At 59.1% G+C, this 24,957-nt stretch carries 23 protein-coding genes; 12 read left to right on the top strand and 11 right to left on the bottom strand.

Going from position 1 to position 24,957, the window contains the following annotated elements; all coding sequences use genetic code 11:
- The first annotated feature begins 141 nt into the window (after positions 1–141).
- The 5 genes from D7S44_RS19850 to D7S44_RS19830 all read left to right on the top strand — a co-directional run bounded on the left by D7S44_RS19850 (position 142) and on the right by D7S44_RS19830 (position 5,548).
- A complete protein-coding gene (locus D7S44_RS19850; protein WP_120457820.1) occupies positions 142–858 on the top strand; it encodes a DUF3053 domain-containing protein in 717 nt (238 codons plus the stop codon).
- Positions 859–1,304: 446 nt separating this feature from the next.
- Positions 1,305–3,239, top strand: a complete 1,935-nt coding sequence (locus D7S44_RS19845) for a PTS mannitol transporter subunit IICBA (protein ID WP_120457817.1) — start codon at positions 1,305–1,307, stop codon at positions 3,237–3,239.
- Positions 3,240–3,333: 94 nt separating this feature from the next.
- Positions 3,334–4,482: a mannitol-1-phosphate 5-dehydrogenase gene (gene mtlD / locus D7S44_RS19840; RefSeq protein WP_120457816.1), complete on the top strand. Its 1,149-nt coding sequence runs from the start codon at positions 3,334–3,336 to the stop codon at positions 4,480–4,482.
- Positions 4,483–4,564: 82 nt separating this feature from the next.
- Positions 4,565–5,098 carry an MltR family transcriptional regulator gene (locus D7S44_RS19835; protein ID WP_120457814.1) on the top strand — a complete coding sequence of 178 codons (534 nt, stop codon included), beginning with the start codon at positions 4,565–4,567 and terminating at the stop codon, positions 5,096–5,098.
- Positions 5,099–5,185: 87 nt separating this feature from the next.
- Positions 5,186–5,548: a YibL family ribosome-associated protein gene (locus D7S44_RS19830; protein ID WP_120457812.1), complete on the top strand. Its 363-nt coding sequence runs from the start codon at positions 5,186–5,188 to the stop codon at positions 5,546–5,548.
- Positions 5,549–5,556: 8 nt separating this feature from the next.
- On the opposite strand, the gene D7S44_RS19825 is transcribed toward D7S44_RS19830, so the two are convergent.
- From D7S44_RS19825 to D7S44_RS23920, 5 genes are all read right to left on the bottom strand, one after another.
- Complete coding sequence (locus D7S44_RS19825) at positions 5,557–6,519, bottom strand: VirK/YbjX family protein (protein ID WP_120457810.1); 963 nt, start codon at positions 6,517–6,519, stop codon at positions 5,557–5,559.
- A 182-nt stretch (positions 6,520–6,701) separates the two neighbouring features.
- Positions 6,702–7,319, bottom strand: coding sequence for a superoxide dismutase [Mn] (gene sodA, locus D7S44_RS19820; protein ID WP_120457808.1), 618 nt, complete (start codon positions 7,317–7,319; stop codon positions 6,702–6,704).
- A gap of 157 nt (positions 7,320–7,476) precedes the next feature.
- Positions 7,477–7,611, bottom strand: coding sequence for a hypothetical protein (locus D7S44_RS24035; protein ID WP_257026183.1), 135 nt, complete (start codon positions 7,609–7,611; stop codon positions 7,477–7,479).
- Between the two features lie 16 nt (positions 7,612–7,627).
- Entirely contained in the window at positions 7,628–8,443 is an 816-nt protein-coding gene (fdhD, locus tag D7S44_RS19815; protein ID WP_120457856.1) for a formate dehydrogenase accessory sulfurtransferase FdhD, read from the bottom strand.
- 123 nt (positions 8,444–8,566) lie between these two features.
- Positions 8,567–8,998 carry a hypothetical protein gene (locus D7S44_RS23920; RefSeq protein ID WP_240629504.1) on the bottom strand — a complete coding sequence of 144 codons (432 nt, stop codon included), beginning with the start codon at positions 8,996–8,998 and terminating at the stop codon, positions 8,567–8,569.
- On the opposite strand from D7S44_RS23920, the gene fdnG reads away from it, so the two are divergent.
- The 5 genes from fdnG to D7S44_RS19790 are packed head-to-tail and all read left to right on the top strand — an operon-like array spanning position 8,892 to position 14,996.
- Positions 8,892–11,897 (top strand): formate dehydrogenase-N subunit alpha, encoded by a 3,006-nt coding sequence (gene fdnG, locus D7S44_RS19810; protein ID WP_240629502.1) that lies wholly within the window; start codon positions 8,892–8,894, stop codon positions 11,895–11,897. The genes D7S44_RS23920 and fdnG overlap by 107 nt on opposite strands.
- Positions 11,898–11,909: 12 nt before the next feature.
- Positions 11,910–12,794, top strand: coding sequence for a formate dehydrogenase subunit beta (fdxH, locus tag D7S44_RS19805; protein ID WP_120457804.1), 885 nt, complete (start codon positions 11,910–11,912; stop codon positions 12,792–12,794).
- Positions 12,791–13,432, top strand: coding sequence for a formate dehydrogenase cytochrome b556 subunit (gene fdoI, locus D7S44_RS19800; protein WP_120457802.1), 642 nt, complete (start codon positions 12,791–12,793; stop codon positions 13,430–13,432). The genes fdxH and fdoI overlap by 4 nt, the downstream gene beginning before the upstream one ends.
- On the top strand, positions 13,432–14,358 hold the full coding sequence (fdhE, locus tag D7S44_RS19795; protein ID WP_120457800.1) for a formate dehydrogenase accessory protein FdhE: 927 nt from the start codon (positions 13,432–13,434) through the stop codon (positions 14,356–14,358). Before fdoI ends, fdhE begins: the two co-directional genes overlap by 1 nt.
- Positions 14,359–14,384: 26 nt before the next feature.
- Positions 14,385–14,996 (top strand): glutathione S-transferase, encoded by a 612-nt coding sequence (locus tag D7S44_RS19790; protein ID WP_120457798.1) that lies wholly within the window; start codon positions 14,385–14,387, stop codon positions 14,994–14,996.
- A gap of 74 nt (positions 14,997–15,070) precedes the next feature.
- Here D7S44_RS19790 and glyS read toward each other — a convergent pair whose 3' ends face one another.
- Positions 15,071–17,140 (bottom strand): glycine--tRNA ligase subunit beta, encoded by a 2,070-nt coding sequence (gene glyS, locus D7S44_RS19785; RefSeq protein WP_120457795.1) that lies wholly within the window; start codon positions 17,138–17,140, stop codon positions 15,071–15,073.
- A 9-nt stretch (positions 17,141–17,149) separates the two neighbouring features.
- On the bottom strand, positions 17,150–18,061 hold the full coding sequence (gene glyQ / locus D7S44_RS19780; protein WP_120457793.1) for a glycine--tRNA ligase subunit alpha: 912 nt from the start codon (positions 18,059–18,061) through the stop codon (positions 17,150–17,152).
- A 192-nt stretch (positions 18,062–18,253) separates the two neighbouring features.
- Between glyQ and D7S44_RS19775 the strand changes: the two genes are divergently transcribed.
- A complete protein-coding gene (locus D7S44_RS19775; RefSeq protein WP_120457791.1) occupies positions 18,254–19,249 on the top strand; it encodes an acyltransferase in 996 nt (331 codons plus the stop codon).
- Here D7S44_RS19775 and D7S44_RS19770 read toward each other — a convergent pair.
- From D7S44_RS19770 to xylA, 4 genes are all read right to left on the bottom strand, one after another.
- A complete protein-coding gene (locus D7S44_RS19770) occupies positions 19,234–20,166 on the bottom strand; it encodes a GlxA family transcriptional regulator (protein WP_120457789.1) in 933 nt (310 codons plus the stop codon). The two genes, D7S44_RS19775 and D7S44_RS19770, sit on opposite strands and share 16 nt — an antisense overlap.
- A gap of 17 nt (positions 20,167–20,183) precedes the next feature.
- Complete coding sequence (locus D7S44_RS19765; protein WP_120457787.1) at positions 20,184–20,723, bottom strand: isochorismatase family protein; 540 nt, start codon at positions 20,721–20,723, stop codon at positions 20,184–20,186.
- Positions 20,724–20,822: 99 nt separating this feature from the next.
- Entirely contained in the window at positions 20,823–22,265 is a 1,443-nt protein-coding gene (xylB, locus tag D7S44_RS19760) for a xylulokinase (RefSeq protein ID WP_120457785.1), read from the bottom strand.
- An 18-nt stretch (positions 22,266–22,283) separates the two neighbouring features.
- Positions 22,284–23,606, bottom strand: coding sequence for a xylose isomerase (xylA, locus tag D7S44_RS19755; RefSeq protein ID WP_120457783.1), 1,323 nt, complete (start codon positions 23,604–23,606; stop codon positions 22,284–22,286).
- Between the two features lie 337 nt (positions 23,607–23,943).
- Here xylA and xylF point away from each other — a divergent pair, with 337 nt between their 5' ends.
- Complete coding sequence (gene xylF / locus D7S44_RS19750) at positions 23,944–24,936, top strand: D-xylose ABC transporter substrate-binding protein (protein ID WP_120457782.1); 993 nt, start codon at positions 23,944–23,946, stop codon at positions 24,934–24,936.
- The last annotated feature ends 21 nt before the right edge of the window (positions 24,937–24,957 follow it).

Below are 24,957 nucleotides of genomic sequence, written 5' to 3'. Positions count from 1 at the left end.
CTCCCGGGCAGGCCCCCTGCCCGGAAACCTCTGTTCTGCTGCCTGTTTCGCGCTTGCGAGCGTTGTGCCTGGGCGCTACTTTGCTCTATTCTTTAGGACCATTCCTCAGTTATCCACATTCTCATTTACAGGAGTTGCCTTATGGCATCAGGAATTTCTCGCATCTGGATGCGTACCGGCATGTTGCTCGGCGCCGCGTTGCTGGTGCTTAACCTCACCGCGTGCGGCGACAAAGAGGGCGATCAGCGCAAAGCCTTTATCGACTTCCTGCAAAATACCGTCATGCGCAGCGGCGAACACCTGCCAAGCCTGAGCGAAAGTCAGAAGCAGAATTTTGGTAAATATGCAGGCGACTACGCCATTCTTTATGGTTTTTCCCAGCAGGTGAATAAAGCGATAGATCAGGGCATGCGCCCGGTCGTCGATGAGCTGTCGGCGATCCACGTTCCGCAGGATTACCTGACGCGCCGTGACGCGCTCCGCCAGGCGAACGGCGCGCTGGTCATTGTAACGCAGCAGCTGGAGAGCGCCAAAATGCAGGCGGACAGCAGCAAAGCCGCCCTTAAGCAGGAAGAGGATCTGAAAAAAGTTTACGACACCGTTTACGATAAAGTCGTGACGCAGCCAGCCAGTCAGCTGGTGCCGCTGCTGCCGAAGCTGCAGGCGCTGAGCCAGGGCGCGGCGCAGGCGGGCGACTTCCTGCAGCAGCAGGGACCGCGCGTGAGCTTCAACAACAATGCCGTGCAGTTCCCGACGCCGGATCAGGTAACGCAATATAACGCCCTGATGAGCACCATCTCCGCCAATGCGCAGGCATTAACGCAGGCACAGACCGCCGTTCAGAGCGGTTTGCAGTAACACCTCTTCCGGGGCGAGCCTCAGGCTTGCCCCGGCTTCTTCCGCGTCGCTTCCTTTCAGATTTTCGCCAGCCCGATAAGCACCTCGTCAGGAGTGTGATCTGGCGCATTTTCGACCAAAAATAGTTTGTGATCATAGTCACATAAATGAAACAAACCAACCACCCATAAACGTGATGTTCTTCACATTTAGGCCGGTTTTGCGGCGAAAAAACAGCCATTGTGTTTTTTTTACACGTTTATTCTGTGATCTGACTCACTAAAATGCCCCCTGCCCCCACCCAAATTAGGTGATCTGCATCACACTTAGGCCGACCGCTACGCAGCGTCATATTCACGTGATAGAGTCCGCGTGCATACAGTAATAGCGACGGCTTGCCGCCGTGCTGGCTTAACAAAAACAAACGCGCTCTCTTATTGCAGCGCGTCTCGATAAGGGGTGGCTTTATGTCCTCATCAGTCAAGGTCAAGGTTCAGAGCTTTGGTCGCTTTCTGAGTAATATGGTGATGCCTAACATCGGTGCGTTTATCGCATGGGGTATCATCACTGCGCTGTTCATCCCAACCGGATGGATTCCTAACGCGACGCTGGCGAAGCTGGTCGGCCCGATGATCACCTATCTGCTGCCGCTGCTGATCGGTTTCACCGGTGGTCGTCTGGTTGGTGGCGATCGCGGCGGCGTGGTCGGCGCGATCACGACGATGGGTGTGATCGTCGGCGCCGATATGCCGATGTTTCTTGGCTCAATGATTGCCGGTCCGCTGGGCGGCTGGGCGATCAAATCCTTCGACCGCGCCGTTGACGGTAAAATCAAAAGCGGCTTCGAAATGCTGGTCAACAACTTCTCTGCCGGCATTATCGGCATGTTGCTGGCGCTGCTGGCGTTTCTGGCTATCGGTCCGCTGGTAGAAGGCCTGTCGCATATTCTCGCCGCAGGCGTCAACCTGATGGTGCAGCACAACCTGCTGCCGCTGACCTCGATTTTTGTTGAGCCGGCGAAAATCCTGTTCCTCAATAACGCCATTAACCACGGCATCTTCTCGCCGCTGGGCATCCAGCAGGCAAGTGAAGCGGGCAAATCAATCTTCTTCCTGATTGAAGCAAACCCAGGCCCGGGTATGGGCGTGCTGGTCGCTTATATGCTCTTTGGCCGCGGCAGCGCTAAACAGTCTGCGGGCGGCGCGGCGATCATCCACTTCCTCGGCGGTATTCACGAAATCTACTTCCCGTACGTGCTGATGGCACCGCGTTTGCTGCTGGCGGTAATTCTGGGCGGCATGACCGGCGTCTTCACCCTGACGCTGCTTAATGGCGGTCTGGTCTCTCCGGCTTCTCCAGGCTCAATCCTGGCCGTGCTGGCGATGACGCCGAAAGGTGCCTACTTCGCCAACATCGCGGCGATTATCGCGGCCTTTGCCGTCTCCTTCGTCGTCTCCTCTATTCTGCTGAAAACCAGCAAAGTTAAAGAAGAAGACGATATCGAAGCGGCGACTAAACGCATGCAGGAGATGAAAGCGCAGTCTAAAGGCCAGGCTGTAGCGGGCGCGCCGGTCGTAGCTGACGCCAACAGTGTTGATGTCAGCCATGTGCGTAAAATCATCGTCGCCTGTGACGCCGGCATGGGTTCCAGCGCGATGGGCGCCGGCGTGCTGCGTAAGAAAGTGCAGGATGCGGGACTGACGAATGTCTCTGTCACCAACAGCGCGATTAACTCGCTGCCGGGCGATGTCGATCTGGTGATTACCCACCGCGACCTCACCGAACGCGCAATGCGTCAGGCACCGCAGGCGCAGCATATCTCGCTGAATAACTTCCTCGACAGTGCGCTCTACACCAACCTGACCGATCGCCTGATTGCGGCGAACCGTAGCGTAGCGCACCGCGAAACCGTACAGACCGCGCTGGCGGACAGCTACGACTCCAGCAACGCCCATCTGTTCAAACTGGGCGCGGACAACGTCTTCCTCGGCCTGAGCGCCAGCAATAAAGAGCAGGCGATCCGCTTCGCCGGCGAGCAGCTGGTAAAAGGCGGCTACGTTCAGCCGGAATATGTGGAGGCGATGCTGGCGCGTGAACAGCTCACCCCAACCTACCTGGGCGAGTCAATTGCGGTGCCGCACGGCACGGTGGAAGCGAAAGATCGCGTATTGAAAACGGGCGTGGTGTTCTGTCAGTATCCGCAGGGCGTGCTGTTCGGCGAGGATGCGGATGACGTGGCGCGTCTGGTCATTGGCATCGCGGCGCGTAACAATGAGCACATCCAGGTCATCACCAGCCTGACGAATGCGCTGGACGACGAAAGCGTCATCGAGAAGCTGGCGCACACCAACAGCGTGCAGGAAGTGCTGGATCTGCTGTCGGGCAGCCCGGCGACCGCCTAAACGTCCTGCGTGATTTTCCCTGGGGCGGGTAAGCCCGTCCCGATTTCCGGGGCGGGCATGCCCGCCCCATCGTCATTTGATATGGGTCAATATTATGAAAGCGTTACATTTTGGAGCAGGTAATATCGGTCGTGGTTTCATCGGCAAACTGCTGGCGGATGCAGGCATTGAGCTGGTGTTTGCCGATGTCAACCAGGTGGTGCTGGATGCACTGAACGCGCGTCATGAATATCCAGTACATGTGGTTGGCGAGCAGGCAAAAGTGGAAATCGTGAAGGGCGTCAGCGCCGTCAACAGTACCAGCGACGATATTATCGCACTGGTGGCGGACGTTGATCTGGTGACTACCGCAGTCGGCCCGCAGATCCTTGAGCGCATCGCGGGCAGCGTGGCGAAAGGCCTGGCGAAACGTCAGGAAGCAGGCAACGACCGGCCGCTCAATATTATCGCCTGTGAAAACATGGTGCGCGGCACCAGCCAGCTAAAACAGCATGTGCTGAAAGCGTTGCCGGAGCAGCACCACGCTTGGGTCGAGCAGCATGTCGGCTTCGTTGACTCTGCCGTAGACCGTATCGTGCCGCCGTCCGAAGCGGGCAGCAACGATCCGCTGGAAGTGACTGTTGAAACCTTCAGCGAGTGGATTGTCGATAAAACTCAGTTCAAAGGCGAGCTGCCCACTATCGCAGGTATGGAGCTTACCGATAACCTGATGGCTTTCGTCGAGCGCAAGCTCTTTACCCTGAACACCGGCCACGCGATTACCGCCTATCTTGGCCAGCTCGCCGGACATCAGACTATTCGCGACGCTATTCTGGATGAGAAAATCCGCGCGGTAGTCAAAGGCGCAATGGAAGAGAGCGGCGCAGTACTGATCAAGCGCTACGGCTTCGACGCCGACAAGCACGCCGCCTATATCGAGAAAATCCTTGGCCGCTTCGAAAATCCTTACCTGAAGGATGACGTGGAGCGCGTAGGCCGTCAGCCGCTGCGTAAGCTGAGCGCGGGCGATCGTCTGATTAAGCCCACGCTGGGCACGCTGGAGTATCAGCTGCCGAACGCGAATCTGGTGCAGGGTATCGCCGCTGCAATGCACTACCGCAGCGCACAGGATCCGCAGGCTCAGGAGCTGGAAGCGCTGATTAATGAGAAAGGCCCACAGGCGACGCTGGCGCAGGTATCGGGTCTGGATGCCGATAGCGACGTAGTGGCGGCGGCGGTCAGCGCGTACAACGCGATGGCATAACAGTCGCGTGTTGGTCACGCACAAGCGGTACGGGCGCAGCGACGCTGCGCCCGTTGAGGGTATCAGAATTCTGCAGGCGACAATGGAAGAGAAGCAAGCTTTTGAAAACCGGGTGCTTGAGCGCCTGAACGCCGGACGTTCGGTGAGAAGCTTCCTGATCGCTGCCGTCGAACTGTTGGCTGAAGCAGTCAATCTGCTGGTGCTGCAGGTATTTCGCAAGGACGACTACGCGGTGAAATATGCGGTTGAGCCGCTGCTGCTGGGCGATGGTCCGCTCGGCGAGCTGCCGGTGCGCCTCAAGCTTATCTACGGTCTGGGCGTTATCAACCGCCATGAGTATGAAGATTGTGAGCTGCTGCTGGCGCTGCGCGAAGAGCTGAATCACGATCAGGGCGACTACCGTTTTACTGACGATGAGATACTCGGCCCGTTCGGCGAACTGCACTGTGTGGTTGCGTGGCCGCCGAAACCGGACTTTCATCCCGACGACGCCGAGCTGCGTGCCATGCAGCAACAGCGCTATCTGCAGATGGTGCGCTCGACCATGGTGCTCTCTCTGACTGAACTCATCTCGCGCATCAGCCTGAAACAGGCGTTCAAACGTCCCGGCGCCTGAGATTCAGGCGCCCCGCTCCATCGACGCGCGCGAATCTGTGCCGCTTTTCGTGTATCCTTTGCCTGTTTTCCACAACGAGTTTTCGCCATGAAAGAGCAAGAAAAAGCCGAGATTAAACGTCTGAGCGATCAGCTGGACGCCCTGAACCGCAAAGAGCCGCAGCTGCTGGAGTCAGGCGACGCCGAGAAGCTGGGCGCGCTGCTGAAAGAGAAAGAGACGCTGGTTACGGAGATCGAGCGTCTGCGCGACAAGCGCGACGATAAGCTGAGCCAGGAGGCGCAGAAGCTGCAAAATCTGCCGTTCAGCCGCGAGATTACCAAAAAAGAGCAGGCCGACATGGGCACGCTGAAGAAGAGCGTACGCGGCCTGGTGGTCGTGCATCCGATGACCGCGCTGGGCCGCGAAATGGGTCTGAAGGTGATGACAGGCTTCGCGAAGAAGCCGTTCTGAGCCCGGGATCAGGCGGCCGCCTGATCCTCTCCGCGCTGGCCGACGGCAGCTGATACCTGCTGCGCCAGCGCATCAAGCAATTCGTAACGTCGACGATACTCTGCCCGTTTCTTGCTGGCGATCTCCTCCAGCCCTTTGCGCGGCATACTGAGTGGCAGCTTATAGAGCGCATCTTTGCGCGCTTCGCCGCCGAGCGATGTCCAGAACTCGCTGTAGCTGGCAAAGAAATAATCGCTCTTGCTGTGGCGATAGCGCAGGCTGCGGAACACATGCGTGGTATCGCCAACGGCGGCAATGTTCTCCGCCGCGCAGTGCTGCGCCAGCATACACACCACTTCCATAACGATGCGTTTGGGGAACAGCCCGTGCGCTGCTTTCGTCGCCTCGCGGATCACCTCGTTAGAGATATGTTTGCGCGGCCCCTGTAAACCGCCGATCAGCAAGGTGCGCTGGCCCGCTTCATTAATCAGCGAAAAAGAGAGCGAGGCGAGCGCCTCATGCTGGTAGCGCAGCACCAGCGTAATTTCGCCTTCGCGATCGAAACGTCCCGGGCAGGAGAAAAGCTCGAAGGTTTCATCATTTTTGCCGCGCAGCGTCGCCAGCAAATTATCACCGGGACTTTGCAACAGCTGCCGCAGCCGGGGATTCTGCAAAGCCGCGACCAGCTGATAGTGGTCAAGGATCGCCTGCGCACGTGCCGCCACGCTGATCCCGGCGCGTAGATAGGGACGATGCAGTTTAGCGGGCAGTAATCCCTGCACGCTCATGACCTGGTGCAAATCGGGCAGCTGCGACAGCTGATTCAGATAACGCAGCGTCGTCGCGGGAAACGCCAGGGTTCTCAGGGCGAACTTCAGGCGAAAACGTTTACTCAACCACAGTTTATTCGGAGTAAATTTTCCGCTGATTAACCGAAAAAACAGCGAAGCCGACGACTCAAGGGCCGGCGCAGGAGTAGTTATAATAGACATGATGTAACATTCTCTTGTGGAATGTTATTTAGCCTACCTGTGTGAAATTCAACGGAAGGTTAATATCGTGAAAGGTTAAAAAACAACTGCGCGCATGTTTAGCTTCGGTTTAATTATCGCTATTACAACCATAAAAAAACCGGCGAATCGCTTCACCGGTTTTTGCTGTTAAACGGACAAACTTATTTTGCAGAGGCGAAACGCGCAGCGGCTTCGTCCCAGTTCACCACGTTCCAGAACGCCTTGATGTAGTCAGGACGTTTGTTCTGATACTTCAGGTAGTAGGCGTGCTCCCACACGTCCAGGCCCAGAATCGGGTAGCCAGACGCGCCAGAAATTGCTTCGCCCATCAGCGGGTTGTCCTGGTTAGCGGTAGAAACCACAGCCAGTTTGTCGCCTTTTTTCACCAGCCACGCCCAGCCTGAACCAAAGCGGGTAGCAGCGGCTTTCTCAAACTCTTCCTGGAATTTCTCAAAGCTGCCGAAATCTTTTTCGATAGCCGCTTTCAGGTCGCCCTGCAGCGTGGTGCCGATTTTCAGGCCTTTCCAGAACAGGCTGTGGTTAGCGTGACCGCCGGCATTGTTGCGCAGCACGGTTTTTTTGTCTGCCGGAACCTGATCCAGTTTGGTGATCAGCTCGTCAACCGGCAGGTCAGCGAATTCAGTACCTTCCAGCGCGGCGTTAGCGTTGTTAACGTAGGTCTGGTGGTGTTTGGTGTGATGGATTTCCATCGTCTGCTTGTCGAAGTGCGGTTCCAGTGCGTCGTAGGCGTAAGGCAATGATGGCAGTGAATAACTCATGTTCTTCCTCTCCATTTCATATTTGGGCGGCGGCGCCCGATGGCGTGCCGCGTAAGCAGTCGAACCATTATAGTTAAATTCATGATCCGGAAAAGGGTAATCAATGCCCTATTAAACATAAGGTTTTGATAAATCTGTTATAAACAACCTGTTGTTTTTACAGACCGCCGGTACTGCTGCGCGGCTTCAGCGTCACCGGCAATGCATGGAAGAGCAGCGGTTCATCGCCGTAAAGCGCGGTCAGCAACCGCTTTCTCGCCAGCGTCCCCCTCTCCTCACAGGGCAGCGACACGGGCCGCTTTGTCCCGCTAACGCAGGCGCTGCGGATGGGTATAAACCGTGGCGCGCCCCGGCTTGCTAAAGCCCACCAGCGTAAGGTTGCAGCGTTCCGCTACTTCGACAGCAAGACGCGTCGCCGCCGAGACGGCGAACAGGATCTCGACGCCGCACATGGCGGACTTCTGCACCATCTCATAGCTGGCGCGGCTGGAAACCAGCACCGCGCCGTCGCCCCACTCCGCGCGGCTGCGATAGCCAAGCAGCTTATCCAGCGCGACGTGGCGGCCCACATCTTCGCAGCCACCCGCCAGTTCCCCGTCAGGGCGTAACCAGGCCGCCGCATGGGTGCAGCCGGTTTGCTGGCCCACCGGTTGATAATTTTTCAGCTGGCTCAGACCGCGGTCCAGCTGCGCCAGATCATACGTCTGGGTAAAAGACAGCGGCTGCACTGGCTTGCCAATCTGCTCCAGCTGCTCAACGCCGCATACGCCGCAGCCCGTCCGTCCCGCCAGCGCACGACGCTGCTCTTTCAGTGCCATAAAGCGACGACTGGAAAGCTCGATCTGCACCTCGATACCGTTACAGCCCGGCACCACGTCCAGGCCAAAAATATCGCCCGGTGCGTCAATAATGCCTTCCGAGAGGGAAAAGCCGATAGCGAACGCCTCTAAATCTTTCGGCGTGGTCATCATCACTACGTGGGAGATGCCGTTATAAACCAGGGCAACGGGCACTTCGTCTGCCAGCCAGTCGGGCTGCGCGACGGTGAGATCGGCGCGCTGCCACACCAGCCTTTCGCTGGCACCGGTCTGAGTTGTTAAATTTTCGCCGGTGGATTGCGGGATAACGTTCAAGGATTACGACCTGTTATTAACAATAAATTAAAGTGCGCACTGCCGCACTGGCAGCAGCCACGCGGCTAATTTTGCCCTGTTGTCTCCTGTAGCGCAAAAAAACCGCTATACAAATTATGCGGTGAAAAGATAGCCGATGCCGATGCGGCGCACCTTAGCTGCAGAAATGAGAATGATTTTCCGTTGCGCTTTAACAACCGTTTTAATTAAGGAACATATTTTTATCGCCGCCCGGAAAACAGGCGGATAAAGCGACTCATCCCTGAAAGTCTTTAAACAGAATTTAAAAAAAGCATTACTAAAGCCTAACTTATTGACCTCAGTCAAATAAGGCGCAGTCAGGATTGTTATTTTGCATAGCTTCGCAATGGAGCCAATAAAAGTAGAAAGATAAATGCAAATTACCAGACGGAGTTTTTTCAAAATCTGCGCTGGCGGCATGGCGGGAACCAGCGCGGCGTTGCTGGGTTTTGCCCCGGAAACCGCATTAGCCAGCGTCAGGGAATATAAGCTCATTCGCGCCAGAGAGACGCGTAATAACTGCACTTACTGTTCCGTCGGCTGCGGCATGCTGATCTACAGCCTCGGCGACGGCGCTAAAAATGCCAGCGCCGCTATCTACCATATTGAAGGCGATCCCGATCATCCGGTCAGCCGCGGCTCGCTCTGCCCAAAAGGCGCAGGCGTGCTCGACTACATTCACAGCGACCAGCGGCTGAAATATCCGGCGTATCGCGCGCCAGGCAGCGACAAATGGCAGCGCATCAGCTGGCAGGAGGCCTTTGAGCGCATCGCCCGCCTGATGAAGCAGGATCGTGACGCTCACTTCCAGCAGGCCAACGCCGCGGGCGTCACGGTCAACCGCTGGCCGACCACCGCCATGTTCTGCTCGTCGGCCGCCAGTAATGAAACTGGCCTGCTCGACCATAAGTTCGCCCGCGCGCTCGGCATCGTCGCGCTGGAGAACCAGGCCCGGCTGTGCCACGGCCCGACGGTCGCCGCGCTGGCGCCCAGCTTCGGCCGAGGCGCGATGACCAATAACTGGAACGACATCAAAAACGCCGACGTGGTGCTGATCATGGGCGGCAATCCAGCGGAAGCACACCCGGTCGGCTTTAAATGGGTAATCGAGGCGAAGAAAAGCAATAACGCGCAGGTGATTGTCGTGGATCCGCGCTTCAACCGCTCAGCGTCGGTGGCGGACCTCTATGCGCCGGTACGCGCAGGCAGCGACGTGGTGTTCCTGATGGGGGTCATCAACTATCTGTTGCAGCACAATCAGATCCAGCAGCAGTACGTGCGCGCCTTTACCAACGCCGCGTTGATCGTCAGCGACGGCTACAGCTTCGAAGAGGGCCTGTTCAGCGGTTATGACGCGGCGACGCGCCAGTACGATCGCGCTGGCTGGCACTATGAGCTGGATGAGAACGGCCACGCGCGCCGTGACGACAGCTTTAGCCACCCGCGCTGCGTGCTGAATCTGCTAAAGGCGCACGCCAGCCGCTACACCCCGGAGATGGTAACGCGCCTGTGCGGCACGCCGCATGAGACCTTCCTCGCCATATGTCGGCAGCTTGCTACCACCAGCGCGCCCAACCGCACCGCCACTATCCTCTATGCGCTGGGATGGACGCACCATACGAACGGCTCACAGATTATCCGCACCGCCGCGATGATCCAGCTGCTGCTGGGCAATATCGGCATGCCGGGCGGCGGCATTAACGCGCTGCGCGGCCACTCTAATGTGCAGGGCTATACCGATCTCGGCCTGCTGTCGCAAAGTCTGCCGGGCTATTTACCGCTGCCGTCGGAGAAGATGGCGACGCTGGCGGATTATCTGCAAAAAGCGACGCCCGTCGCGTCGCTGCCGGGCCAGGTTAACTACTGGCAGAACACCGATAAGTTCTTTATCAGCCTGATGAAGAGCTTTTACGGCGATAACGCCACGGCGGAGAATCAGTGGGGCTACGACTGGCTACCCAAGTGGGACAAGAGCTACGACTGCATGGCCCAGGCGGAGATGATGGAACAGGGCGCAATGAACGGCGCCCTTATTCAGGGCTTTAACCTGCTGGCCGCTTTCCCTGACAAAAATAAAGCGTGCCGCGCCCTCTCGCGCCTGAAGTATATGGTCGTGATCGATCCGCTCAGCACCGAAACCGCCAGCTTCTGGCAGCCACACGGTGAATTCAACGACGTCGATCCCGCGCAGATAGCGACGGAGGTGTTCCGCCTGCCCTCCTCCTGCTTCGCCGAAGAGGATGGCTCGGTCGCCAACTCGTCGCGCTGGCTGCAGTGGCACTGGGCCGCCGCCGAGCCACCGGGCGAAGCGCTGCACGACGGCAAAATTCTCGGCAATCTCTTTTTACGCCTGCGCGAACTCTATCGTCAGGAAGGCGGCGTCGCGCCGGAACCGCTGATGGCGATGCGCTGGGACTACAGCAATCCCGCCAATCCCTCGCCGGAAGAGGTGGCACAGGAGAGCAACGGCCGCGCCCTACAGGATGTTTACGACGCCAGCGGCAAGCTGCTGCTGAAAAAGGGTCAGCAGCTTAGCTCGTTCGCCGAACTGCGCAACGACGGCAGCACCGCCAGCGGCTGCTGGATCTATGCGGGCAGCTGGACACCGCAGGGCAACCAGATGGCGCGCCGCGATAACGCCGATCCCTCCGGCCTGGGCGCGGTTTCCGGCTGGGCCTGGGCCTGGCCGGCGAACCGCCGCATTCTCTACAACCGCGCCTCCGCCGACGAACAGGGCAAAGCCTGGGACCCGAATCGCCGTCTGATCGAGTGGGACGGCCAGCGCTGGCAGGGCATCGACGTGCCGGACTATCCGCTGACGATGGCGCCGCAGCAGCAGGCCGGGCCTTTTATCATGCAGCCGGACGGTCTGGGCCATCTCTTCGCGCTCGATAAAATGGCCGACGGGCCGTTTCCTGAGCACTATGAGCCGATGGAGAGCCCGCTGGCCGCCAATCCGCTCCATCCGCAGCAGAGCCATAGCCCGGTAGCGCGCCTCTTTACGCGCGATGCCGCACAGCTGGGCGAGGCGGCCGATTATCCCTGCGTCGCGACCACCTACTCCATCACCGAACTGTTCCGTCACTGGACGAAACATGCGTTGCTGAACGCCATCGCGCAGCCGGAGCAGTTTGTGGAGATTGGTACAGAACTGGCGGCGGAGAAAGGCATCAAGGCGGGCGACAGCGTTAAGGTCACCTCCCGCCGCGGCTATATCAAAGCCAAAGCGGTGGTAACGCGACGTCTCCAGCGTCTGCACATTGACGGCAAACCGGTCGATACCATCGGTATCCCCTGTCACTGGGGTTTTGAAGGCACGACGCGCAAAGGCTTCCTCGCCAATACGCTGACGCCGTCAGTGGGCGACGCTAACTCGCAAACGCCGGAATATAAAGGTTTTTTAGTGAAAGTGGAAAAGGCGTAACGGAGAACGAACATGGATTACTCCACACAGGACATTATTCGTCGCTCCGCGACCAGTTCCCTCACGCCAGCGCCGCAGGCGCGCGATCACAGGCAGCAGGTCGCCAAGCTGATCGACGTCACCACCTGTATCGGCTGTAAGGGCTGTCAGGTCGCCTGCTCGGAGTGGAACGATATCCGCGCCGAGGTTGGACACAATATCGGCATTTACGACAACCCGACCGATCTTGATGCCAAAGCCTGGACGGTTATGCGCTTCTCGGAAGTGGAAGAGAATGGCCGCCTGGAATGGCTGATCCGCAAAGATGGCTGTATGCACTGCGCCGATCCCGGCTGTCTGAAAGCCTGCCCGTCGGCCGGCGCCATCGTGCAGTACGCCAACGGCATCGTCGATTTTCAGTCCGATCACTGCATCGGCTGCGGCTACTGCATTGCGGGATGCCCGTTTAACGTCCCGCGCATCAGCCAGCAGGATAACCGCGCTTATAAGTGCACGCTCTGCGTCGATCGGGTCAACGTGGGTCAGGAACCGGCCTGCGTCAAAACCTGTCCGACCGGCGCGATCCACTTCGGCAGTAAAGAGGAGATGCAGCAGCTGGCAACGGAGCGCGTCGCCGACCTCAGGTCGCGCGGCTTTGAAAACGCCGGTCTGTACGATCCGGCAGGCGTTGGCGGCACCCACGTCATGTATGTGCTGCACCATGCCGACAAGCCGCAGCTCTATCATGGGCTGCCGGAGAACCCCGGCATCAGCCCGACCGTAACCTTCTGGAAAGGGATCTGGAAACCGCTGGCGGCGATAGGTTTTGCCGCCACCTTCGCCGCCTCGGTGTTTCACTATGTCGGTGTAGGTCCGAATCGGGTCGAAGAGGAGCAGCATAAGGAAGAGGAAGAATGAAAAAAAGCGATCGCATCATACGTTACCGCGCGCCGGAGCGTATCAACCACTGGATTGTCGCCTTCTGTTTTGTGCTTTTGGCCCTGAGCGGACTGGGTTTCCTCTTTCCCTCCTTCAACTGGCTGCTGAACGTGCTGGGCACGCCGCAACTGGCGCGTATCTTGCACCCCTTTATCGGCGTAACCATGTTCTTCGCCTTTATCCTGATGTTTTTCCGCTACTGGCATCACAATTTGCTGGATAAAGAGGATCTGCTGTGGGCGCGCAATATCCACAAAATTGCCCTTAATGAAGAGGTCGGCGACACTGGCCGCTATAATTTTGGCCAGAAGTGTGTGTTCTGGGCTGCTATCATCAGCTTAGTGCTGCTTCTGCTCAGCGGCGTAGCGATCTGGCGCCCCTGGTTTGCTGGCGCCTTCAGCATCCCGCTGATCCGCGCGGCGCTGCTGGTACATTCTCTCTCCGCCGTGGGCCTGATTCTTGTGATCATGGTGCACATTTATGCGGCGCTGTGGGTTAAAGGCACCATTACGGCGATGGTCGAAGGCTGGGTAAGCTCCGCATGGGCGAAGAAGCACCATCCCCGCTGGTACCGCGAGCAGCGTAACCGCTCACTACAACAGGAAAAACGCCCCTGATGAGTATTCGCATCATCCCCCAAGACCAGCTGGAGAAGAGCGAAAAAAACACGGCGGATACCATTCCGCCGTTACTTTTTCCACGGCTGAAGAATCTCTATAGCCGCCGCGCCGCGCGACTGCGCGAGCTGGCGGCGAAAAATCCCCTTGGCGACTATCTGCGTTTCGCCGCCAAGATCGCGCAGGCGCAGGAGATCGTGCTGTATGACCATCCGCTGCACCAGGATCTCTACGATCGTCTGGTGCAGAGCGCCGCCGAAGGCAAACCGCCGCTGGATATCCACACGCTGCCGCGCGATGGGCACTGGCAGCGCCTGCTGCACTCACTTATCGCCGAGCTGAAGCCGGAGATGACCGGCCAGGCGCTGGCGGTACTGGAGAATCTGGAAAAAACCGCCGCGGGCGAACTGGAAATCCTGGCCAGCGCGCTGCTGGCGGGCGAGTTCGCACTGGTCAGCAGCGATAAAGCGCCCTTTATCTGGGCCGCGCTGTCGGTTTACTGGGCGCAGATGGCGGCGCTGATCCCGGGCAAAGCGCGCGCCGAATATGGCGAACAGCGGCAGTTCTGCCCGGTATGCGCCAGCATGCCGGTCGCAAGCGTCGTGCATCTCGGCACGCAGCAAGGGCTACGCTATCTGCACTGCAACCTGTGCGAAAGCGAATGGTACGTGGCGCGCAGCAAGTGCAGCAACTGCGAACAGACGCGCGATCTGCACTACTGGTCGCTGGACAGCGAGAAGGCGTCGGTTAAAGCAGAGAGCTGCGGCGACTGCGGCACCTATCTGAAGATGCTCTATCAGGAAAAAGATCCGGCGCTGGAGCCGGTAGCGGACGATCTCGCCTCGCTGGTGCTGGATGCGCGCATGGAGCAGGAGGGGTTCTCCCGCAGTAGCCTGAACCCCTTTCTTTTTCCCGATGAGAGCTGACTAACCTTTGATGGCGGAGAAGAGTGATGAAACTGATCGGCAGCTATACCAGCCCATTTGTACGAAAAATATCGGTCATTCTGCTGGAAAAAGGCATTGTATTTGAATTCGTTAACGATGCGCCTTACAGCCCCGATAGCCACGTCTCGCGCCATAATCCGCTGGGCAAGGTGCCGACGTTGATTGACGATCAGCAGCACGCCTGGTTCGACTCCTCTGTCATCGCACAGTATCTGGAACTGCGCGGCGATGCGCCCGCGCTGCTGCCGGACGACGCCTGGCTGGCGCTGCATATTCACCAGATAGAGCGGCTGGCGGACGGCGTCAGCGACTGCGCCAGCATTATCGTGCGCGAAAAGCTGCGCGCGCCGGAGCAGCAGTCCACTGAGGTGCTGACGCGCCACCGGGAAAAGATCCTGCGCGGGCTGGATAAGCTGGAAACGCTTGCGGCGGAAGGGCGCTTGCTGAACAGCGGCACGCTTAATCTGGCCGATATCGCAACGGGCTGCATGATCGGTTACATCAACTTCCGTCATGTGGTGCCGAACTGGTGCGTGGATCGCCCGGCGCTGGTGAAGCTGGCGGAGAATCTGTTCCAGCGCGAGAGCTTTGCGCGCACCGCGCCGCCGGCTGCCTAGCGGTCTGTGGCGATGATGTTCGCCTAAAAACAAAAGGGACGATTTCTCGTCCCTTTTTTCATTACATAAATCGCTTACTGCAACAGCGAAATATCCGCCACCTGCAGGAACAGCTCGCGCAGCTTCGCCAGCAGCGTCAGGCGATTCACCCGCACCGCCTGATCGTCGGCGTTCACCATCACTTTGTCGAAGAAGTTATCGACGGCTTCGCGCAGCTGCGCCAGTTCGATCAGCGCATCCTGATAGCGGCCTTCAGCGAAGTACGGCTGCAGTTTATCGCCCAGCGCGGTAACAAAGGTCGCCAGCTGGATCTCTTCGTTCTCCTTCAGCAGCGACGCCTGCACGCTCTCATTCAGCGTTTCGGTCGATTTCGCCAGAATATTGGAGACGCGCTTGTTCGCCGCCGCCAGCGCCGCCGCTTCATCGAGCGTGCGGAAGTGCGACACCGCCTTCATACGCGCATCGAAATCAGCCGGGCGAGTCGGACGACGCGCCAGCACTGCCTGCAGCGTATCGACGCTGTGGCCCTCTTCCTGATACCAGGTGCGGAAACGGCCCAGCATAAAGTCGATGACGTCATCTACAACGTTGGCGTTGCTCAGCTTGCTGCCGTACAGACGCACCGCTTCTTCCGTCAGGGTTTGCAGATCGAGCGGCAGGTTCTTCTCTACGATGATGCGCAGCACGCCCAGCGCGGCGCGGCGCAGCGCAAACGGATCTTTGTCGCCTTTCGGATGCTGACCGATGCCGAAGATGCCCGCCAGGGTATCCATTTTGTCGGCGATCGCCAGCGCGCAGGCTACCGGATTAGAGGGCAGATCGTCGCCGGCGTAGCGCGGCTGATACTGCTCATTGAGCGCTACCGCCACATCTTCAGCTTCGCCGTCGTGACGCGCGTAGTGCATCCCCATCACGCCCTGGGTGTCGGTAAACTCAAACACCATATTGGTCATCAGGTCGCATTTGGAGAGCAGACCGGCGCGCGTCGCATGATTTACGTCCGCGCCGATTTGCGCGGCGATCCAGCCCGCCAGCGCCTGAATACGGTCGGTCTTGTCGCGCAGCGTACCCAGCTCTTTCTGGAACAGCACGGTTTCAAGACGCGGCAGATGATCTTCCAGACGCTTTTTACGGTCGGTATTAAAGAAGAATTCGGCATCCGCCAGACGCGGGCGTACGACCTTCTCGTTACCGGCGATAATCTGCTGCGGATCGCTCGATTCGATATTGGTGACGAAGATAAAGTTCGGCAGCAGCTTGCCCGCGTCGTCATAGACCGGGAAATATTTCTGATCGCCCTTCATGGTGTAGACCAGCGCTTCCGCCGGCACCTTGAGGAATTTCTCCTCAAAGGTAGCCGTCAGCACGACCGGCCACTCGACCAGCGAGGTCACCTCTTCCAGCAGGCTGTCGCTCAGGTCGGCATTGCCGCCCAGCTGACGCGCTGCCGCTTCCGCATCGGCTTTGATCTGCGCCTTGCGCACCGCGTAATCGGCGATGACTTTGCCGCGCGTTTCCAGAATCTCAGGATACTGGTCAGCGTGGTCGATGGTGAACTCAGGCTCGCCCATAAAGCGGTGGCCGCGAATAGTGCGTCCAGCTTCAATGCCGAGAATCGTGGCCGGGATCAGCTCGTCGCCCAGCAGCAGCGTCACGGTGTGCACCGGGCGCACAAACTGCACGTCGCTCGCGCCCCAGCGCATCAGTTTCGGGATCGGCAGCTTGCCGAGCGCGGTAGCAATCATGCCGGGCAGCAGCGACTGGGCGGATTCACCTTTTACCTGCGCGCGGTAAACCAGCCATTCGCCTTTGTCGGTGCTCAGGCGCTCAGCCTGCTCGACAGTGATGCCGTTGCCGCGCGCCCAGCCTTCCGCCGCTTTGGTCGGATTGCCGTCGGCGTCAAAGGCGGCAGACACGGCCGGGCCGCGTTTTTCGACTTCGCGATCGGGCTGCGCGGCGCTCAGCTTAGCCACTTTTAGCGCCAGACGGCGCGGCGCGGCATACCAGCGCACTTCACCGTGCGCCAGACCGGCGCTATCCAGCTCGGCGGTGACCTGTGCAGCAAAGGCTTCGGCCAGGCTGCGCAAAGCTTTCGGCGGCAGCTCTTCGGTGCCGATTTCCACCAGAAACGTTTTTTCAGTCATGGCTGCCTCTTACTTGTTGTTATTGCACATCGGGAAGCCCAGCGCCTCGCGAGAGGCGTAGTAGGCTTCAGCCACGGCTTTGGTCAGGGTGCGGATGCGCAGAATATAGCGCTGGCGCTCGGTCACGGAGATCGCCTTGCGCGCGTCCAGCAGGTTAAAACTGTGCGCGGCTTTCAGGATGCGCTCATAGGCCGGCAGCGGCAGCGGTTTTTCCAGCGCCAGCAGATGCTGCGCCTCTTTCTCGTACTGCTCGAAGCAGGTAAAGAGGAAATCGACGTCGGCATATTCGAAGTTGTAGGTGGACTGCTCCACTTCGTTCTGATGGAACACGTCGCCATAGGTGGTTTTACCCAGCGGGCCATCGCTCCAGACCAGATCGTAAACGCTGTCGACGCTCTGGATATACATCGCCAGACGCTCGAGGCCGTAGGTGATCTCGCCGGTCACCGGCTTACACTCCAGGCCGCCCACCTGCTGGAAGTAGGTGAACTGCGTCACTTCCATGCCGTTGAGCCACACTTCCCAGCCGAGGCCCCAGGCGCCCAGCGTTGGGTTTTCCCAGTTATCTTCCACGAAGCGAATATCATGCACGGTGGGATCGATGCCTAACTCTTTCAGCGATCCGAGATACAGCTCCTGAATGTTGTCCGGCGATGGCTTGATGATCACCTGGAACTGGTAGTAGTGCTGTAAGCGGTTCGGGTTTTCGCCGTAGCGGCCGTCGGTAGGTCGACGCGACGGTTGCACGTAGGCTGCGGCAATCGGCTCTGGTCCGAGTGCGCGCAGGCAGGTCATAGGGTGTGAAGTGCCAGCGCCCACTTCCATGTCCAGCGGCTGAACGATGGTGCAGCCCTGACGCGCCCAGTAATCCTGCAATGTCAGGATCAGGCCCTGAAAGGTTTTGGTATCAAACTTTTGCATGATGATTTCGCACGCGAGTCGGGTAGATGAAAAAAGAGTGCGACAGTATACCCTTTGACCGCGCGATGTGCAGCCGGAAATCCTGCCGGGCGTCGCGTCGCCAGACGGCTCCGAATCCTGACGCGAAAAGTTGTCGCGCGCATCGCGACTGTCTACCCTTCTTCGCATTAATGTGATGCGCAAGAGGACCCGATGTCGCAAAAGATTTGCTGGATCGACAATTTACGCGCGGTCGCCTGTTTGATGGTGATCGTGATCCATACCACCACCTGGTATATCACCGGCCCGATGGCGGTGACCGGACACTGGTGGGATATCGCCAACCTGCTTAATTCTGCGTCGCGCGTCTGCGTGCCGCTCTTTTTTATGATCTCCGGCTACCTGTTCTTCGGCGAACGCAGCGCGCAGCCACGCCATCTGCTGCGGCTGGTGCTCTGTCTGCTGTTCTACAGCGCGGTCGCGCTGGCCTATATCACCTGGCTGACGCCCATCAGCGAGGGGCGCTCGCTGCTGAAAATGCTGCAAAAGCCGGTGTTTTATCATTTGTGGTTTTTCTTTGCGCTGATTGGCATCTATCTGCTGTCGCCGCTGATTCAGGTGAAAGCGGTGCAGGCGCGCTATGTGACGCTGCTGGTTTTGGTGCTGGCGGTGCTGGCGAACCCGAACACGGTGGATCAGGCGGTCGGCCCCTTTCACTGGCTGCCGGTGAATCTCTACGTCAGTGGCGACAGTATCTATTATCTGCTCTACGCCCTGCTGGGACGCGCTATCGGCACCATGGAAACCGGAAAACGCGGCGTGACGCCGCTGGCGGCGGGGCTGTTCATCGCCTGCGTCATCGGCATTACGTTAGGAACAAAACAGGCGCTGATTGCCAACGGCGCGTTCAACGATCGCTGGTATCTCTACTGCGGCCCGCTGGTGTTTATTGCCGCTATCAGCCTGCTGGTGCTGTTCAAGAATGCGCTGAACGCCCGGACGCTGCCGGTGCTCGGCACGCTTTCTCGCTATTCGCTACCGATCTACGGCTTTCACGCGCTCTTTATCCACTTCCTGCGCACCCGCCACTATGACGATATGTCGCGGCCGCTGCTCGATCTCCCCTGGGTGTTCGGCGTGACGCTGGCGGGCAGTCTGCTGCTGGCGATGGGGCTTCAGCGTCTCGATAAGCGTCACTGGGTAAGCTGATCGCGCCAGCGGTCACGGGCGCGTCGCAACTGGCGCGCCGAAGAGAAACCCGCCGCCAGCGCCGCTTTTTCCGCGCCTTCGCCCTGCTGCTGGCGCTGGCGCGCGATGCCCAGCCGCAGCTGCTCGTGGTATTCACGCACGCTGATGCCCAGATGCTGCCGGAACAGGCGCGCCAGATGGCGGCCGCTGACGTGAACCCGCGCGGCGAGATCCTCCAGCGACCAGCCGCGCTCGGGATGCGCGATCATCACGTCCTGCGCCCGGTGTATCGCCGGATGCAGATGATTGCGATAGCGCAGCCAGGGCGACAGCTGCGGATCGTCGCCGGAGCGGCGGAACCACACCACCATGTCACGCGCGACCTCCAGCGCGATCTGCGCGCCGCACAGCCGGTTAATCAGGTGTAGGGAGAGGTCGATCCCGGCGGTGATACCTGCGCTGGTCCAGATATTGCCGTCATCGACAAAGACGCGATTCTCCTTTACCAGCGCGGCGGGCGCGGCAGATTTCAGGCGCGACAGCACATCGTGATGGGTCGTGCACTGCACGCCGTCGAGCAAACCGGCCTCTGCTGCCAGCAGCGCGCCGGAACAGACGCAGATAAGGGAAAACTGCTGCGCGCGCAGCAGCGGTTGCTGTCGTTGCAGCCAGCGCCGCGCCATCTCCGCCTGCGGCGTAGCGAACCAAATCGCAGAATCATAAACCCCCGGCACCACCAGCAGGCTGTCGGGCGGCAGGCTTTCCGGCAGCGGCTCGATGCCGGCGATGGTCATCTGCGTGGAGCTTAAAACGGCTTCCTGCGGACCGATATAGCGCAGCGTGAAGCGATCTCCCGCCAGCCGCAGCGTCTCCGCCGGTCCGGTCAGGTCGAGCGCCATCACGCCGGGCAGGGTAAGAAACAGGACGGTTTGCGGCATTACGGCATTCCTTGTTGTCAGACGCGCGCCAGGCACGCTTCCACACTCACGATCTCGGCAAAGCGGTTGACCAGCACGGTTTCGGTACGGTGAATAAGCTCGGCGCTGCTGAGCGTAATACCGTTATGCGTCATCGGGAAAGTCAGGGTCGCTTCGCTAACAAACAGTACCTTAAAACCGAGATCGGACGCCACGCGCGCGGTGGTTTCGCAGCACTGTTCGCTGCGAATGCCGCTGATAATCAACGTATCGATCGCCTGCTCGTTCAGCCAGGGCAGCAGACCCGATTCGGTCAGGGCGTTGTGAACCCGTTTCTGGACGCTCAGCGTCGCCTTGTGCTGCAAAAATTCCATTCGCTTCACCCAGCCGGACGCCAGCGAGAAGGGGCCTTCCGGCGCGACGTGAAACACGTCCACCACCGGGATCCCTTTCGCCTGGCAGCCTGCGATCAGCGTGCTGATATGGCGCCGAAACGCCGGAAAGTCATCTTCCTGCCAGAAATCACGGTGTAGAAAAGAGTGTTGAACATCAATCACCAACAGAGCTGCCTGCGCCATTTTGCGCCTCCTGAGATATGAACCCAGGCCCATCATGACGGGCCTGGAGCGCAGCAGGAAGGCCAAATCGGGACAGGATAGCGACAGCGCGGGACAGGCTTACTGCATCAGCGGCGCAAGCTGCGTATAGAGACGAGCAAAGGTGTCGCGCAGCGGCTGGTAGCGCTGATGGCTCGCCGCATCAGGCTGGTGGCGCTGCACCCGCGTTAAGGCGGGCAGCGTCGCCCGCGGTTCGATCGCCAGCTGCGCCAGACGCGCCGCGCCCAGCGCCGGACCGACTTCGCCGCCCTGACAGTAATCGAGCGTCTGACCACTGATATCGGCCAGCATCTGCCGCCACAGCGCGCTGCGTGCGCCGCCGCCAATCAACATAATGCTGGAGGGCGTGACGCCGCACTCGTGCACCGCATCCATGCCCTGCGCCAGCGCATAGCCGACCCCTTCCAGCACCGCCCGCGCCAGCTCCGGCCGACGGTGCTGATGCGTCAGGCCGAAAAAGACGCCTGTCGCCTGCGGGTTGTTGTGCGGCGTGCGCTCGCCGGAAAGATAGGGCAGAAACCACAGCGGCGGTGCGCTTTCATCGGCGCGCGCCGCTTCCGCCAGCAGCTGCGGCACGTCTGCGCAGCCGGTCAGCGCTGCGGCCCAGTCGAGGCAGGCGGCGGCGCTGAGTATGACCGACATCAGATGCCAGCGCTGCGGCAGCGCATGACAGAAGCTGTGCACCGCACGCTGCGGGTTGCTCAGGTAGCCGTCGCTTACCACGAAATAGACGCCGGAGGTGCCGAGCGACAGCATGCCCTGCCCAGGCTCGGTCATCCCGACGCCTACCGCACCCGCGGCGTTATCGCCGCCGCCCGCCACCAGCGGCACCGGCGGCAAGCCCCAGCGCGCCGCGATCTCGCGGCTTAGCGAACCGGTTACGGCGTTGCCTTCGAACAGCTGCGGCATCTGGTCGCGCGTCAGGCCGCAGGCGTCGAGCATAACGTCGCTCCAGTCGCGTCGCGCCACGTCCAGCCACATCGTGCCTGCCGCATCGGACATGTCGCTGGCGAAATCGCCGCTCAGCCGCCAGCGCAGATAATCTTTCGGCAGCAGCACCTTCGCCACCCGTTGAAAAATCTCCGGTTCATGCTGCCGCACCCACAGCAATTTGGGCGCGGTAAAGCCAGGCATCATCAGGTTGCCGGTGATCTGGCGCGATTCCGGCACGCGATGCTCCAGCTCGCGGCACTGTTCGCCGCTGCGTCCGTCATTCCATAAAATGGCCGGGCGCAGTACCTGATGCCCGGCGTCCAGCAGCGTCGCGCCGTGCATCTGACCGCTCAGGCCGATGGCTCTGACCTCGCTCAGGCTGTGCTGCTGCGCCAGCGCCTGCATCGCCCGATCGGTCGCCAGCCACCAGCTTTCGGGATCCTGCTCGCTCCAGAGCGCGTGCGGACGCGACACCTGCAGCGGCGCGCTGCTTACCGCCGCCACCTGCCCCTGCGCGTCCAGCAGCGCTACCTTGACCCCGGACGTGCCTAAATCGATCCCGATATACATGCCTTACTCCCGGTTATCTCAGAAATCATAAAGATAGTGGTTTACCAGGTTTTCCAGCTGCTCCTGGCGACCGCTGCGATGCTGCGGATTAAACTGCTGCTGTTGAGCATGCGCCGCCAGCGAAGCAAGCGAAAACTCCCCTTTCAGGATTTGCTGGCCGAACTCACCATTCCAGCCGCTGTAACGCTGCGCCACGCGCTTGTCCAGCTCGCCCGCTTCTACCATGCGCGCCGCTGCCTTCAGCGCCAGCGCCATCGTATCCATCGCGCCGATATGGCCGTAGAAGAGATCGTATTTGTCGGTGCTCTGGCGACGCACTTTGGCGTCGAAGTTCAGCCCGCCGGTAGTGAAGCCACCCGCTTTAATAATTTCGTACAGCACCAGCGCATTCTCTTCGACGCTGATCGGGAACTGGTCGGTATCCCAGCCGCACTGTATGTCGCCGCGGTTGGCATCCACCGAGCCGAAAATACCCAGCGCGATGGCGGTAGCGATCTCATGATGAAACGAGTGGCCCGCCAGCGTGGCGTGGTTCGCCTCGACGTTCACCTTGATCTCTTTTTCCAGGCCAAACTGCTTCAGAAAGCCGTAAACCGTCGCTACGTCATAATCATACTGATGTTTGGTCGGCTCCTGGGGTTTCGGCTCGATGAGCAGCGTGCCCTGGAAGCCGATTTTATGTTTGTGCTCCACCACCATCTGCATAAAGCGGCCAATCTGTTCGCGCTCCTGGCGCAGATCGGTATTGAGCAGGGTTTCATAGCCTTCGCGTCCGCCCCACAGCACGTAGTTTTCGCCGCCCAGCGTCTGCGTCGCCTGCATGGCGCTGCAAACCTGGCTCGCCGCCCAGGCGAAGATTTCCGGATCGGGACTGGTCGCCGCGCCTGCGCCGTAGCGCGGATGGGTAAAGCAGTTGGCGGTACCCCACAGCAGCTTCACGCCGCTCTCCTGCTGTTTTTCCAGCAGCTTGTCGGTCATCACCGCAAAATTTTCCTGATAGCTGCGCAGCGAGTCCCCTTCAGGCGCGACGTCGACGTCGTGAAAGCAGTAGTAAGGCACGTTCAGCTTGTGAAAGAACTCAAACGCCACGTCCGCCTTCAGCTTCGCCAGCTGCAGCGCGTCGCCGCTCTTTTGCCACGGGCGGTCAAAGGCGCCGACGCCGAACATATCCGCGCCGTTCCAGCAGAAGGTATGCCAGTAGCAGGCGGCGAAACGCAGGTGCTCGGCCATGGTTTTGCCAAGAATAACTTCGTCAGGATTGTAATGACGAAAAGCCAGTGGATTGGTGCTTTTTACCCCTTCAAAACGAACGCGTTCGATCTGGTCGAAATAGGCGTGCATGTTTCGCTCCTCAGCGTGAAAATCCGGACAGTCGGCCGTGAGCCTTTATATTGCTTGCGCCTTTTCCGCTGGCTCAATTACGATATTTCACACCCAGATTGAGATAATTATTATTTGTGCGTCTGCTCGCAAATTAATAACAACTTCCGCTAAATCTGCTCTCCGTTCCTCTTAAAAACGTTAAATCTCGATCCCGCTCATAAAAATGGAAATAAACCAAAAAACGTAATCGCCGGATAAAAATCAGTAATTGAAGTTGGCGGAAGCTCAGGTCAACAATTCATTCGCCTGGACCAATGCGATAACGACAACAGCCTCTACCTACAGGATAAAAATCATGAAAATGAAACTTACGCTGTTAGCCGCCTGCGCCGCGCTGGCGCTCTTCACTCATGCCGGCATAGCGAAAGAAGTAAAGATCGGTATGGCGATTGACGACCTGCGCCTTGAGCGCTGGCAAAAAGACCGCGACATCTTCGTCAGGCAGGCGGAGACGCAGGGCGCGAAAGTGTTCGTGCAGTCGGCCAACGGCAATGAAGAGACGCAAATGTCGCAAATTGAAAATATGATCAACCGCGGCGTCGATGTGCTGGTGATCATTCCTTATAACGGCCAGGTATTAAGCAACGTCGTCGCCGAGGCGAAACGCGAAGGGATTAAAGTGCTGGCCTATGACCGCATGATAAATAACGCGGATATCGATTTTTATATATCGTTTGATAATGAGAAAGTCGGCGAACTTCAGGCGGAAAGTATTGTTAAGCAGGTGCCGAAAGGAAACTATTTCCTGATGGGCGGCTCGCCGGTGGATAATAACGCGCACCTGTTCCGCGCCGGTCAGATGAAGGTGTTAAAACCCTACATCGACAACGGCAGCATTAAAATAGTGGGCGATCAGTGGGTCGACGCCTGGCTGCCGGAAAACGCGCTGAAAATAATGGAAAACGCCCTGACCGCCAACAGCAACCATATCGACGCCGTGGTCGCCTCCAACGACGCCACCGCAGGCGGCGCGATTCAGGCGCTGAGCGCTCAGGGACTGGCGGGCAAAGTCGCCATCTCCGGCCAGGACGCCGATCTCGCCGCCATCAAGCGCATTATTAACGGCACGCAAACCATGACCGTCTATAAACCCATCACCCAGCTCGCCACCGAAGCCGCCAATATCGCTATTGAGCTGGGCAACGGCAAAACGCCCGCCAGCAACGGCAAGCTGAACAACGGCCTGAAAGAGGTGCCCTCTCGCCTGCTGACGCCGATTCAGGTCAATAAAGAGAATATCGAAAGCACCGTGGTGAAAGACGGTTTCCATAAACAGAGCGAGCTCTGAGCGCGCGCGCCGCGAAGAGGA

The organism is Pantoea piersonii (genome assembly GCF_003612015.1).
In the GTDB taxonomy this organism is placed as follows: Bacteria; Pseudomonadota; Gammaproteobacteria; order Enterobacterales; family Enterobacteriaceae; genus Pantoea; species Pantoea piersonii.
This window is presented reverse-complemented; position numbering and strand designations above follow the sequence as displayed.

Bases quoted from the DNA above. Each gene is read 5' to 3' on its own strand.
- D7S44_RS19765 (WP_120457787.1), bottom strand. From the start codon at position 20,723: ATGGCGCAGGCAGCTCTGTTGGTGATTGATGTTCAACACTCTTTTCTA.
- sodA (WP_120457808.1), bottom strand. From the start codon at position 7,319: ATGAGTTATTCACTGCCATCATTGCCTTACGCCTACGACGCACTGGAA.
- D7S44_RS19830 (WP_120457812.1), top strand. From the start codon at position 5,186: ATGAAAGAGCAAGAAAAAGCCGAGATTAAACGTCTGAGCGATCAGCTG.
- D7S44_RS19835 (WP_120457814.1), top strand. From the start codon at position 4,565: ATGGAAGAGAAGCAAGCTTTTGAAAACCGGGTGCTTGAGCGCCTGAAC.
- D7S44_RS19850 (WP_120457820.1), top strand. From the start codon at position 142: ATGGCATCAGGAATTTCTCGCATCTGGATGCGTACCGGCATGTTGCTC.
- xylF (WP_120457782.1), top strand. From the start codon at position 23,944: ATGAAAATGAAACTTACGCTGTTAGCCGCCTGCGCCGCGCTGGCGCTC.
- fdhE (WP_120457800.1), top strand. From the start codon at position 13,432: ATGAGTATTCGCATCATCCCCCAAGACCAGCTGGAGAAGAGCGAAAAA.
- D7S44_RS19775 (WP_120457791.1), top strand. From the start codon at position 18,254: ATGTCGCAAAAGATTTGCTGGATCGACAATTTACGCGCGGTCGCCTGT.
- glyS (WP_120457795.1), bottom strand. From the start codon at position 17,140: ATGACTGAAAAAACGTTTCTGGTGGAAATCGGCACCGAAGAGCTGCCG.
- glyQ (WP_120457793.1), bottom strand. From the start codon at position 18,061: ATGCAAAAGTTTGATACCAAAACCTTTCAGGGCCTGATCCTGACATTG.
- mtlD (WP_120457816.1), top strand. From the start codon at position 3,334: ATGAAAGCGTTACATTTTGGAGCAGGTAATATCGGTCGTGGTTTCATC.
- D7S44_RS19770 (WP_120457789.1), bottom strand. From the start codon at position 20,166: ATGCCGCAAACCGTCCTGTTTCTTACCCTGCCCGGCGTGATGGCGCTC.
- xylB (WP_120457785.1), bottom strand. From the start codon at position 22,265: ATGTATATCGGGATCGATTTAGGCACGTCCGGGGTCAAGGTAGCGCTG.
- D7S44_RS19790 (WP_120457798.1), top strand. From the start codon at position 14,385: ATGAAACTGATCGGCAGCTATACCAGCCCATTTGTACGAAAAATATCG.
- fdnG (WP_240629502.1), top strand. From the start codon at position 8,892: ATGGCGGGAACCAGCGCGGCGTTGCTGGGTTTTGCCCCGGAAACCGCA.
- fdxH (WP_120457804.1), top strand. From the start codon at position 11,910: ATGGATTACTCCACACAGGACATTATTCGTCGCTCCGCGACCAGTTCC.
- D7S44_RS19845 (WP_120457817.1), top strand. From the start codon at position 1,305: ATGTCCTCATCAGTCAAGGTCAAGGTTCAGAGCTTTGGTCGCTTTCTG.
- xylA (WP_120457783.1), bottom strand. From the start codon at position 23,606: ATGCACGCCTATTTCGACCAGATCGAACGCGTTCGTTTTGAAGGGGTA.
- D7S44_RS19825 (WP_120457810.1), bottom strand. From the start codon at position 6,519: ATGTCTATTATAACTACTCCTGCGCCGGCCCTTGAGTCGTCGGCTTCG.
- fdoI (WP_120457802.1), top strand. From the start codon at position 12,791: ATGAAAAAAAGCGATCGCATCATACGTTACCGCGCGCCGGAGCGTATC.